Source organism: Martinezella sp. CNPSo 3964, from assembly GCF_057784375.1.
On the sequence record NZ_JBXSOW010000001.1, the window covers coordinates 460,036 to 471,937 of the forward strand.

General features: G+C 59.9%; 13 protein-coding genes. 8 read left to right on the plus strand and 5 right to left on the minus strand.

Features of this window, described 5'->3' with window-relative positions:
- Window position 1 precedes the first annotated feature (1 nt).
- Both AC13Q5_RS02235 and AC13Q5_RS02240 read left to right on the plus strand, forming a co-directional pair.
- Window positions 2-274, plus strand: coding sequence for a hypothetical protein (locus tag AC13Q5_RS02235; RefSeq protein ID WP_488500754.1), 273 nt, complete (start codon window positions 2-4; stop codon window positions 272-274).
- A 2-nt stretch (window positions 275-276) separates the two neighbouring features.
- Complete coding sequence (locus tag AC13Q5_RS02240; RefSeq protein ID WP_075852369.1) at window positions 277-1,899, plus strand: ABC-F family ATP-binding cassette domain-containing protein; 1,623 nt, start codon at window positions 277-279, stop codon at window positions 1,897-1,899.
- A gap of 17 nt (window positions 1,900-1,916) precedes the next feature.
- On the opposite strand, the gene AC13Q5_RS02245 is transcribed toward AC13Q5_RS02240, so the two are convergent.
- The 5 genes from AC13Q5_RS02245 to AC13Q5_RS02265 all read right to left on the minus strand — a co-directional run bounded on the left by AC13Q5_RS02245 (window position 1,917) and on the right by AC13Q5_RS02265 (window position 8,211).
- Complete coding sequence (locus tag AC13Q5_RS02245) at window positions 1,917-2,930, minus strand: OmpA family protein (protein WP_075852368.1); 1,014 nt, start codon at window positions 2,928-2,930, stop codon at window positions 1,917-1,919.
- Window positions 2,924-3,856: a hypothetical protein gene (locus AC13Q5_RS02250; protein WP_488500755.1), complete on the minus strand. Its 933-nt coding sequence runs from the start codon at window positions 3,854-3,856 to the stop codon at window positions 2,924-2,926. Before AC13Q5_RS02250 ends, AC13Q5_RS02245 begins: the two co-directional genes overlap by 7 nt.
- Window positions 3,856-4,674: a hypothetical protein gene (locus AC13Q5_RS02255; RefSeq protein WP_488500756.1), complete on the minus strand. Its 819-nt coding sequence runs from the start codon at window positions 4,672-4,674 to the stop codon at window positions 3,856-3,858. The genes AC13Q5_RS02250 and AC13Q5_RS02255 overlap by 1 nt, the downstream gene beginning before the upstream one ends.
- Window positions 4,652-6,100: a hypothetical protein gene (locus tag AC13Q5_RS02260; protein WP_488500757.1), complete on the minus strand. Its 1,449-nt coding sequence runs from the start codon at window positions 6,098-6,100 to the stop codon at window positions 4,652-4,654. Before AC13Q5_RS02260 ends, AC13Q5_RS02255 begins: the two co-directional genes overlap by 23 nt.
- Before the next feature lie 191 nt (window positions 6,101-6,291).
- Window positions 6,292-8,211 (minus strand): AfsR/SARP family transcriptional regulator, encoded by a 1,920-nt coding sequence (locus tag AC13Q5_RS02265; RefSeq protein ID WP_488500758.1) that lies wholly within the window; start codon window positions 8,209-8,211, stop codon window positions 6,292-6,294.
- Between the two features lie 231 nt (window positions 8,212-8,442).
- Here AC13Q5_RS02265 and AC13Q5_RS02270 point away from each other — a divergent pair, with 231 nt between their 5' ends.
- The 6 genes from AC13Q5_RS02270 to AC13Q5_RS02295 all read left to right on the plus strand — a co-directional run bounded on the left by AC13Q5_RS02270 (window position 8,443) and on the right by AC13Q5_RS02295 (window position 11,894).
- Window positions 8,443-9,459, plus strand: a complete 1,017-nt coding sequence (locus tag AC13Q5_RS02270; RefSeq protein ID WP_488500759.1) for a ketopantoate reductase family protein — start codon at window positions 8,443-8,445, stop codon at window positions 9,457-9,459.
- A 182-nt stretch (window positions 9,460-9,641) separates the two neighbouring features.
- A complete protein-coding gene (locus AC13Q5_RS02275) occupies window positions 9,642-9,869 on the plus strand; it encodes a hypothetical protein (protein WP_488500760.1) in 228 nt (75 codons plus the stop codon).
- A 12-nt stretch (window positions 9,870-9,881) separates the two neighbouring features.
- Window positions 9,882-10,823, plus strand: a complete 942-nt coding sequence (dapA, locus tag AC13Q5_RS02280; RefSeq protein ID WP_488500761.1) for a 4-hydroxy-tetrahydrodipicolinate synthase — start codon at window positions 9,882-9,884, stop codon at window positions 10,821-10,823.
- Window positions 10,824-10,967: 144 nt separating this feature from the next.
- The gene (locus tag AC13Q5_RS02285) at window positions 10,968-11,162 is read left to right on the plus strand and encodes a hypothetical protein (protein ID WP_457890358.1); all 195 of its coding nucleotides are present in this window, start codon (window positions 10,968-10,970) and stop codon (window positions 11,160-11,162) included.
- A 34-nt stretch (window positions 11,163-11,196) separates the two neighbouring features.
- Window positions 11,197-11,466, plus strand: a complete 270-nt coding sequence (locus AC13Q5_RS02290) for a hypothetical protein (RefSeq protein ID WP_075852360.1) — start codon at window positions 11,197-11,199, stop codon at window positions 11,464-11,466.
- A 95-nt stretch (window positions 11,467-11,561) separates the two neighbouring features.
- A complete protein-coding gene (locus tag AC13Q5_RS02295) occupies window positions 11,562-11,894 on the plus strand; it encodes a DUF1883 domain-containing protein (RefSeq protein WP_457890360.1) in 333 nt (110 codons plus the stop codon).
- Window positions 11,895-11,902 lie beyond the last annotated feature (8 nt).

Consider the following 11,902-nt stretch of genomic DNA (forward strand, 5'->3'; position numbering starts at 1 on the left):
AATGAATATAGCGACTTCCAATCAGGCGGAAGACAGCCGGCGATCCGATCAAGAGCCGACGCTGCTGGAAGATATGCTGCTTGAACGAGCGCGTGGACAAGAATCCGTCGTCCCGGCAAAAGTTTCTCTTCCGCATGGCAAGTGGGCCTTCCAGAAGTTGTCGCCTCTGAACGTCAGTTCGCCATCGATCTCAATTCTCTGCTCGAAAAGCTGCGACAGAGACGATAACCCGTGGCATAAGGCCCCCGAAAAACTTTCTTCGGGCCACGCGTAATCATGATTCGTATCGAGAATATCAGCAAGCAGAACAGCCATCGCATCCTCTTCATCGAGGCATCCGCGGCGCTTAACAGAGGCGAGAGCGTTGGGCTTGTCGGCCCTAACGGTGCCGGCAAGACGACGCTTTTCCGCATGATCACCGGACAGGAGCTGCCGGATGAAGGGCAAGTTTCCGTCGATAAAGGCGTCAGCATCGGCTATTTCAACCAGGATGTCGGCGAGATGGAAGGCCGTAGCGCCGTCTCCGAAGTCATGGAGGGTGCCGGTCCAGTGAGCGCTGTCGCTGCCGAGCTGCGCGAGCTTGAAGCGGCCATGAGCGATCCGGATCAGGCCGACCGGATGGACGAGATCATCGAGCGTTACGGCGAGGTGCAGGCACGCTATGAGGAGCTCGATGGCTATGCGCTCGAGGGCCGTGCCCGCGAAGTGCTGGCGGGCCTGAGCTTTACCCAGGAGATGATGGATGGCGATGTCGGCGCGCTTTCCGGCGGATGGAAGATGCGTGTGGCACTTGCCCGCATTCTGCTGATGCGCCCCGACGTCATGCTGCTCGACGAGCCGAGCAACCATCTGGATCTCGAAAGCCTGATCTGGCTCGAATCCTTTCTGAAGGGCTACGAGGGCGCGCTTTTGATGACCTCGCACGACCGCGAGTTCATGAACCGCATCGTCACCAAGATCATCGAAATCGATGCCGGCAGCCTGACCAGCTATTCGGGCGACTACGAATTCTACGAGCAGCAGCGGGCGCAGAACGAAAAACAGCAGCAGGCGCAATTCGAGCGCCAGCAGGCCATGCTCGCCAAGGAAATCAAGTTCATCGAGCGCTTCAAGGCGCGTGCGTCGCATGCCTCGCAGGTGCAGAGCCGCGTGAAGAAGCTGGAAAAGATCGACCGCGTCGAGCCGCCGAAGCGCCGCCAGACCGTTGCCTTCGAGTTCCAGCCGGCGCCGCGCTCGGGCGAAGACGTGGCCGTGCTGAAGAACGTTCACAAGAAGTATGGCAGCCGCAGCATCTATGAAGGGCTTGATTTCATGGTACGCCGCCGCGAGCGCTGGTGCATCATGGGCATCAACGGCGCCGGCAAATCCACGCTCCTGAAGCTCGTCGCGGGTTCCACGCAGCCGGATGAAGGCAGCGTCGCGCTCGGCGCCAGCGTCAAGATGGGCTATTTCGCCCAGCACGCCATGGATCTGCTGGATGGAGAGCGCACCGTATTCCAGCAGCTCGAACACGATTTCCCGCAAGCGGGCCAAGGCCCCCTTCGAGCGCTTGCCGGCTGCTTCGGCTTCTCCGGCGACGATGTGGAAAAGAAGTGCCGGGTGCTGTCGGGCGGCGAGAAGGCGCGGCTCGTCATGGCGATCATGCTCTTTGACCCGCCGAACCTCTTGGTGCTGGACGAGCCGACCAACCACCTCGACCTCGACACCAAGGAAATGCTCATCCAGGCCTTGTCGCAATATGAGGGCACGATGCTCTTCGTTTCGCACGACCGGCATTTCCTGGCAGCACTCTCCAACCGCGTGCTGGAGCTGACGCCGGATGGCGTCCATCAATATACAGGCGGCTACACGGAATATGTCGAGCGCACCGGCTACGAGGCGCCGGGCCTGCACAGCTGATAACTGCGCAATCGCCGTTATTGCGTGTTGATTGAGGACGCGGCGCCGGCATTGATCACGGCAACAGGCGCCGTTCGGCCGCGGACACGGATTTCGATGCGGCGGCGTGACTCGACGGCGCCGCTCTGACCCGATGTGACGGTATCGCCGGGCAGGATCAGCTGTGCGGCCGACATCGGCAGGATCGTGGCGTCCTTCAGCTTGGGATTGGCCCTCAGCACATTGGCAACCGCAATGGCGCGGGCAAGGCCGAGACCGGCATTGTCGGCCGGAAGCAAAGCCGAGACCGGCAGCTTGCCATCCATCGCGCTGATGATCGTATCGTCGAGATTGGATTTTTCTCGCGCCACCGGCTGCTCGTCCGTGTGACCGATCACCTCGACGATATTGGCGCCGTAGAGGCTCAGATTGCTGGCGATTTCATCGGTGATCGTCGTGCTGAGCAGGTCGGCGAAAGTGCCGGTCAACTGGGCGCTTCCCGATTGGAAATAGTTCTTCTTGGCATCGTCGAGATTGATGATGGGCGGCCAGTCATGCATGCCCTTCCCACCCGCGTTGCCAGCCAAAAGCTTGTTGACCTCATCGGGTGCCGCCGCCAGCGAAACGCCATGCTCCTTCAAAACGGCGGCAATCTTGGAAAGCGATTGCAGATCGGCCGATGTCGCACCCTGATCCGCCATGGTGTCGAGCGCTTCCTTCGCCAGCACCAGCTCCCGCCATTGCTTGTCCACCACGGCCTTGTCGGCGGCGGAGAGATCACCGGAGACGACCTTCGACTGTAACAGGACGATCTCGGCCGCCTGCTCGGCCCGCTTTTTCTCCAGCAAGGCGACCTGCTGTTCGGCCTTCTCAAGCTTGCGCTCGACCTCGTAGCGTTTGTGTCTCTCGGCGGAAATCAGAGCAGCGGCCACCAGCAGCAGGCAGAAGACCAGGAGCAGCATGGATTCGGCCATCGTCAGGCCGAGGATCAGGCCGCGATTGTAGCCCTTGTGCTCCAGTTTCGGCGTGCTGTCCGAGGCATCCGTCACCATAGATGCCACCAGCGTTTTCGAGGTATTGCCTCGGGCTCGGCGACGATCTTGCCATCGGTCGCGGGCAAGGGTGCCTGCCCCATCGCTTCGGCCATGCGACCGAGCGCCAGCTCGATGTTGCGCAATGGCTGCAATTGCGCCTCCGACATCTCCTTGATGGCCGTAATCGCCGGCGCCAGCTCGGCGCGCACGACGTCTTCCGGCGAGCGGATCTCTTCCAGCTTCCTGCCAACACTCTCGACGGCGGTGCCGAATGTTCCGATGATCTCCGAAAGCTGCGAGGTCGTCGCCGTCAGCTGTGCGGCGGCGTCGTTGATCGGCGTCACCGCCTGCTTTGCCAGCATTTCGAGGATCTTGTTGATCTCCTCGCCGTTGCGCTCGGCCTGACGCGCGATCTCCTCGAAACCTTCCGACAGCATCTGGTTGCTGACGCGCCGGTAGTGCGAGAATTCGCGCGACGAGGAGTCGAGCTCGGTGCGCACGCGCCGCGTCATTTCCGCAAGCTCGTGGCGCACGCTGCGCTCGATGTCGATCGGATCTCGCCGCATCTGGTTGAAGAGGATGCGCAACGTCACGCCGGCAATGGTCGAAGTAACGGCGATGCCGAAATTGCGGACGATCGTCTCGATCGATGTTTCGCCGGCAAAGAGATAGAGCGACACACCGAGACTCGAGAGGGTGAAGAGAAAACCCATGTAATACAGGTTGTCGCCCGCCTGCTCGTTGTGCAGCCGGAACCCGGCAACGGCCAGCGACACGATGAAGTAGATCCCCATCAGCACCAGCGGCACGCCGGTCACGACAGGCAGCGACCACCCCATGAGCTTCGACGACCAGATGAAGATCATCCCGCCGATGGTGATGGAGGCGAAAAGCACCATCGGCCCATAGTCCCGGATGAGATATCTGGCGTCAGTGTTAGCCATCAGCGTATCCCCTCCAGGCGCACGAAGCCGTCGAAATCACCTTTGTTGTTCTTGATCCACTGCGCCCAGAAGTTCGCAAGATCCTCCATGCTGAACTTCATGTTCGGCCTTTGAAAGGCAAGAATCTTGACCGTGACACCGCTCAGTGACGTGCGAAAGCGATCGTTCGCCGGACTGTTTTGATATTTCTGATAGGAGACGCCATCACGGTAATTGGAGAAGGCAGCTGTGTGCTCAAGCATGTCGGAAGCAATATAGAGGCGCTTCGGGATGCCGACCGGCGCGTTGGCAAAGACTTCCAGATTGATCTTCTGGATCGCCGCCATGATCGGAGACAGCGTGCCGGCCCCGCCTGCAGTCAACTTGCCGGCGATATCGGTGAGCGGCTTCTGGAACCCCTTCTCCCAGCGTGCCTGCGCGAGCCGAGGATTGCTGGTCCATTCGTCGACATTTGCGCCGCTTCCCGGATTGCAGCCGTGGAAGGTCTGGATCAGCTCTCCCTCCTTCTCGGTCAGCGCGTAGATGTCGATCGCGCCGCCGATCGGCACCCCGGCCACGATCTTCTGGAACTGGTTGCGCAGATCGAGCGCCGTCGCATCGGCGATCGGATCGGTGACATCGAGCAGGATGGCCGTTTCCGCCTTCGGCCCATCCACCGGGCAGAGGGACGCCTGGTCGACGGCGACATTGCCGCTCGCCTTGTAGCGCAGCCAGCCATAGGCGCCGACGATCCCGAGCGACAAGACCGCAAGGCAGATCGTTGCGATGATGAGACCGGCGGACCCGCCGCGCCGGCTACGCCGCTTGCGTCGCGCCAAGGATGCTCTCCGGGAAAAGATTGTCGAGCTGATGGTATTTCTCGATGGCTCGCTCGAATTCGTCGCCGATCCGCTTAATCTGATCCGAAAGCTCCGCCTGGGCGCTCTGGATGCGCGAGCCAAGCACCTTGTCGTCCCATTCCTCTTCGGTTCGGATCACAGGCGTCAGGCGCTCCATCTTGTAGGCGACCTTGAAGTAGGATGGTTCTGGCTCGGTGCGAACATTCTGGTTGGCATCGCGATAGGAGGTCAGCAACACATTGGCGGCGCGCTCGAGATGGTTCTGATGCTCGGCAAAAAGGCCCGCCGTCCTGGCACGATGCGCAATGATGGCTGATGTTTCCTGCCGGCGCAGCGAGAGATCTCGGATGATCTCCTCGATCTTGCTGTTGTGGTCGTCGCGGATTTCGCGAAGGTCTTCGATGAGATCAAGCTTGCGGTCGATATAATTGTCCCTCGCCGCATCAAGACGCTTCTGCACGCCGGCAAAGCCCGGATAGGGGTCCGTCAGATAGCAGCCGTCGATGAAGGCGACGAGCGAGAACATCAGGCCGATGGCAAAGAGCATCCAGGAATTCAGCTCCTGTAGGCCGAGCGGTGCAGCCTTCAGCCGCTGGATCACCTCGGCACCGGCGCCGCTCAAAATCGTCGCCGAAACCTCGCGATAATGCGCAAGCGCAATGTTGATCCCGAGGGCCACGGCGACATAGGCGACGAGCCCGAGAAGGCCGAGCAGCTTCAGCGCGTAGGAGCGGTGCACCAGGAAGCGGACGCAGAAGAAGGAAAATATCAGTGCCATGCCGATATTCAGGAAGGCGAAGGCGGCCGCCTCCGTCACACCACCGACGATGCCCTGCTCGCTTCCCTTGGCGAGGAAGCTGCCGTTCATCACCATTTCGATCAGCACGAGGAAGACGATCAGCGAAACCTTGAAGCCCCATGCGGCCCTGCTGGAAACCTTTGCTGCACGCTGCAGCTTATGCCTGGCCTTGAAACCCACCATTTCATCCTCGGCCGTTTTCAGCTTTCGGCGCAGACCGTGAAGCTCATCGACGCCGCTTGCCACCTCCGCCTTGAAATCCGAGACGCTCGACGCATTCGCCTGGCGGATCAGCCCGAACTGGCCCTCGAAATCGAGGTTGCGCAGGCGGCTGTCGAAGGTCTGGAACTGGTCTTCGAGGATCTGGTAGGAGCTCTTCTTCTCCGCCTCGACCCAGGCAATCACGCGCTGTTCCGTCTCGTCATGCGATTGCGCATCCGGCGGCGGCCGGTTCTGCCGACCGGCAGCGGCGCCTTTTTCCTTCAGGTCGAGGGTCGTGCCCAGCTTTTCGATATCGACGACGGGAAATACGTCCGTCGAGGCGCGGAAATCATGACTGGTCTCCCGAACGCTGTCCCAGAGACGGTTGAGGGCTTCGAAACGCAACGATCTTCCCCGGCGAATTCATCAACTTAGAAAGGACAATTGAGAAATCGATACCGCACTGGTTGTCCACGGTCCAGAGCGATCTAGCAGAGGTTAGGATGCGATTGTGGTAAAGACTAGCCCGAGCCTGCGGTGATCAGAAAACAGTTGCTTGAGCGAGAGCGACGCTTCGGCCTGATGGCAAACTGCCGCTATGCGAGGGTCACGTTCGGGGTTGCCTTCCAGAAACCTGCCCGGCGCAGCCCTTCCCGATAGATGTCACGCTGCCATTGCTCCTTGAACGGCACAACGGAAAGCCATCGATCGACATCGAAATCCGGACTGGTTCTTTGGACACGCCGAACGAAAAAGCCCGCTTTTTCCTGATGCCCGAGCATCGCCCAGCTCGCCGCGGAAATCCTGTCCGCCAGACGTGCATTCGCCATTCGATCGATATAATCGAGGGCAGCTTCGAAGCGACCGAGCGTATAGCTCGCCACGGAAGCGGTCCAAAGATACGTATCGGGGCTTACCGGATTGAGCGCGATGGCGCTTTCAATCTTCGTCAGCGCCAGATCCGGCCGGGACGCATGAAGCAATGCTTCGGCATGGTCGGCAATGATGCCGGCATGGCCTGGGCTAAGGGCTTCAGCCAGTTTCAATGCCTCAATGCTCTCGTCACTCGCCTTCCGGAAGACCTTCGTCATGCCAAGCTCGCGATAGCCGTCGGCAATATCGCGCCGCGCCGCGATGGCCCGCATCGCGTAGCTTTCCGCCTCGTCCAGCAAAGCTGCATCAGCACCGAAGGTCAACACCCATTCCTTGGAATAGGTGCGGGCCATCGAGCTCAAGGCGGGCGCGAAATGGCCGCCGGTGCGCAACGCCATCTGAAGCTCCCCACGCGCCCTCTGCAGGTCTGGTACGGAGAGGCGCTCGATGTACCGCTTGCCGGCGAGATAGCGCTGATAGGCGGCCGGGTTCTCCTCGAATTGAGACCTCATCATCTCCCTGCGTTCGATCTGCCCTGCAAGTGACAGCACGATACGGCGTGCGACGGCCTGTCTCTGTTCTTCTGACGAGGATTGTCCTAGGCTGATGCGCTCGGCCCAGATGATTTCATCGCTTGCGGCATCGACCAGCTGCGAAAACAGCAGCGGTCCGTTGTCGCGAAGGCTAAGCCGCATCTCGAGAATGTAGGAGCGATCCCATTTATCGAACGTTGCGGCGGCGCGTTCCCCAGCCCTGCCAACCCGGACAGCAGTGTAGCGATCCGCAATCTGGAGACTGTCCAGCGCGCAGAAGCCGATTGTAATATCGTTCACGAGGGATGAGGTATCATAGTCCTTCCCTTGCCCCCCCGTGGACGGCAGGAGAAGGAGGGGTATCTTCACTCTCGTTCGAGTACCCAAAGTCCTTTCGCGATGGAAAATGGCATCCCCGGCTCGAATTTCCGAAGCATATTCCTGCTGCGCCGACCATGAGGTCAGCAGCGCGGCACGCTGCTTGAAAATCTGCCTGAAATGCTCCACCTCACCTTCCGCATCGAATATCCGCAACAGGATGCGATGAATATCCCGGTCTTCAGGGTCTATACCAAAAACCAAGAGTGCCGCCTCTCGCACCAGAGCGATATCGTCCATCCCATTGGCTTCGGCGGCCGCGGCATTCAACGCCTCCTTCAACGCAGACAGATGCCTACCGCTTTGAACCTCTCGCCAATGAAAGAAAACCGCGCTCTGGCAATCGATAGCCTGCAGGAATTCCACCTCGAGCGTTTTCACCAACGATTTCAATCTTGCGAAGATTGGGCCGCCGTCGTGCGAACGGGCGAACCAGAGATCGGAGATCGTTGGAGGTGCGTCGAGTTCTACGGCTGTTTCGCTGAAACGAAGAAATGATCTCCCGAGCGCTTCCTGACGGAGCCTGATACGCGAAACCAGCTTGCGCAGATTGACCTGCGCGCTGCCATTGTCGTCTCCCCACAAAAGCCGGGCGATCATACTGCGCGACGCGCGTGCTGTCGGTTCCAGCATCAGATAGACCAGGATCAGCAGGCCCTTTTCGGGAAAGGCGGCCTCGCGACCATCGCCGTCCAAAAGCTTCAAGCCGCCAAATGTATGTAGTGAAAACATAATCCTGTTCACAAAATCCGGGTGAAGCAGCGGCGGCTGAGAAGGTATTTCCTTTACCCGTTAACCCCATTCGCGCTCGGACGAGTATGGTGAAATTTCGATAAGGCTGTAGTGTGTCGGAAGGTTTGGCGATTTTCAATTCCAATTGCCGACAATCTGATAAACCACTCGCTAAATCACGGGCTCGACATATGTTTTTAGAGCACGCGACCCCATTCGGAGCATCAAATCATGACGCCCTCCCCCTTCAAGAACATCTGTGTCTACGGCGCCGGCGCACTGGGTGGTGCGATCGCCACAAAACTGGCTTCCTCCGAAGGGACGCGGACACAGATTTCGGTCGTTGCGCGCGGAGCTCATTTGGAGGCCATTCGCGCTGGCGGCATAAGCCTGTGGGAAGCGGGCGCGCATAGTCCCCTCGTTGCGCAGATGACGGCAACGGCCGATGCCGGCGAACTGCCGCCGCAGGATCTCGTCATCACCGGCCTCAAGGGTCATCAGCTTGCCGCAGCCGTCCCCGGCATCGCGAAATTGCTGCATCCGGGAACCCGCGTCGTCATGATCCTCAACGGCGTGCCATGGTGGTATTTCCATCGGGACCGCCAAAGCGGCCATGCCGAACATCAGATGGCAGAACTCGATCCGAACGGCGATCTCTGGCGCCTGATCGGTCCGGAGCGCGTCATCGGCTGCGTCGCCTATCAGGGTGCGGAAGTCGTCGCACCCGGCGAGGTCAAGCTCGCCAACAACGGTCATTTCATCCTGGGCGAGCCATCCGGCGAGACGACGGCTGATATCGAGGCTGTCGCAACGCTACTCCGACAGGCCGGCGTCAACGTTTCCATATCCTCGCGCATACGCGACGATATCTGGAGCAAGCTGATGGGCAATGCCGCCTTCAATCCAATCAGTGCGCTTACCCGCGGATTGATGTCCGACATCATGGACGATCCGGCGCTTTCAGCGATGGTCGGTCAGGTAATGAGCGAAGTGAAGGCCGTCGCCGAGGCCCTCGGGTCGCAAATCGCCATGCCCGTCGAAGAGCGCCTCGAGCGCTCGCGCCAGATCGGACCCGTACGCACCTCGATGCTTCAGGATCTGCTTGCCGGCAAGGCGTTGGAAATCACGCCTCTCGGCGGCGTCGTCGTCTCGCTCGGAAAGCTCGCAAATGTGCCGACGCCGGTCTCGGCGACCATTCTGGCACTGGTGACACAGCTCGACCGTAAGAACCAGCAAGTCGCCGACTAGGCGACCATCGAATACGCCAGATAGATTTTCGATCCTCCAGCTTGCGGCCTTGCGGCCAGTTGCCGAAGGAAATCAGGGCGCGTGGGCTCTTTATATCTCACTTACTTCTTCGTCTTCCACCCCGAATGGATTTCCTATGGGGGCCGGCGTTACGCTTGCGATGGAATATGGAGATAGATCCCATGCTCGACACGCACGCACCCAATCTCACGGAATCCATCCGTGTCCTTGTACATGACAGCGACGAGAAGCATCGTCGCATTCCGGCATCGGCTGCAACAACGAAAAATCCGCGCAAGCGCCAGCTTCGCTCGCATCAGATTCGGGAAAAACGCACCTTTCAGGCCATGTTCGCCTTCGGGTTGCTGCTCGGCGCTCTCGAACTGTTCATCGTACTGCACTACCTCTGAGATTTCACAAGCATGAGCAGACCGACTTTTCAAAGGCGCATCGGCGGTGCGATCACAGCCCTCATCACGCCTTTTCGCGACGGCATTTTCGATGGCGTCGACATGATGGCCCATATCGAGTGGCAGCTGCTGAGCGGGATCGACGGGCTTCTGGTCTGTTCGCTGACCGGCGAAGGCCCGACGCTGACCGAGGCCGAGCGCATCCGCGCCATCGAAATCTGCATCGAGCTTTCCGAAGACAAGGTGCCCGTCATCGTCGCGACCGGGACCAACGACACGAAGACGACCCTGGAGCAAACGATACAGGCACAGCGCCTTGGCGCCGACGCCGCCTTTGTGACGGTGCCCTATTATTCCAAGCCGACGCAGAAGGGGATCATCCACCATTTCGAGCAGCTGGCGTCGCAGACCGAGCTGCCGATCATCGTCCACAATCAGCCATCGCATACAGCCGTCGACCTCGCTCCGGCAACGGTCGCGCGGCTTGCTGAAATCCGAGGGATCATCGGAATCGCCGACGACGGCTGCGACATCTCGCGCATCGATCTATGGCGCCCCTTTTTGCCGGAACGGTTCGGCCTGTTCACATCGAATGACGCAATCGCGCTCGGCTTCACGGCTGTGGGCGGTCATGGCTGCTTTTCGAGTGCTGCCAACATCGTGCCGCGGCTCTTTCAATCCATGCAGCATTCGGCCACGTGCGGCAATGTCGGTGCAGCCCAATCCATCGATGAGCGGCTGCAGCCATTGTTCGGCGCACTGGCCCGCGAATGCGAGCCGGCAACAGTCAAGCATGCCTTGTCACTGGTGAGAGATATCGAGGCGGAGGTTCGCCTGCCACTGGTCGGCATCGGGACAGAAACGGCCGCCGCGATCCAGGCGGCAATCACCCCGTTTCAACTCGATGGCAGCGGCCGCTTCGCCTCACGGCATGCCCATCGCCTGGGATTGTGAAACTGCTCCATCCCTATGAGATTTTTATATTTTTGCCATTCCGGACAAATGGAAAACCTAGCAACTCCCCCATAGATTCAAGTGCGTAGCATCGAAAATGGTCTTATCGGACCCATGATGCTGGCGACACTGAAAGGAACTATGATGTCACGCTACAGGCATGTCGGCCTATCCGCCGACCCTCTCCAACGCCCTCGTGCCGTCGCTGTTGCGCGTAACGAGCGGCACTTCTCTTCGGACGCATTGCTGGACGGAATTCGCTCCGTCGCTCCGCGCCTCGGACTTGTCCTCCTGATCGCCGCCGCCCTGCAAATGGTGCTGCATCTGACCGGACACTGAGTGCAATCGAAGAGATCGAAGAGGAAATATACACATGGCAAACGTACAGCATCTTCAGCGCCGCTCGGCCCACAGCCTGCTCTCGCCGGCTCCGGCGCGCTTCATCATCGGTCGTGACCGCCGCGGCAGCTGGATCGTTCAGGACCGAGAAGGTCTGGTCGGCGGCCTGTTCCGCAACGAAGCGGCCGCCCTGCATTTCGCCGCTGAAGAATGCAACCACAATCCGGCCGACATCTGCCTGGCGCCTGAAGGCGCGATCCTCGATCTGGACGGCTTCACCCCCGCCTCGTCCAATCTGCACTGAACTTGCCCTTGGCAGGCTTCGACAATATCCCGCCGAACGCTTCCTTAACCGCCCTAAGTTAAGCTTCCGGCCGGATATCCATAGAACAGAAGACAATGTCGAAGCCTGCCTTCCGCTACAGCCACTACGACCTCAAGGAACAGCGCGCCGGAACGGTGATCGAGATCACGCTTTCGGCGATCGCCAATGTCAGGCTGATGAACGGCTCGAATTTCGAGCGCTTCACGGAAACGCTTAAGCATCAGTTTCTCGGCGGCGTCGCCAAGAAATCGCCGATCCGGCTCACGATCCCCGAATCCGGCCACTGGCATCTCGTCGTCGATATGGAAGGCCATAATGGACAGGCCGAGTCGAGCGTGAAGATCGTCGATGCGGCACCGGCTCCCCGCATGCAGAAGGCGCCGCAAGAAACCACCGCCGGTCGGTGATTCGGGAC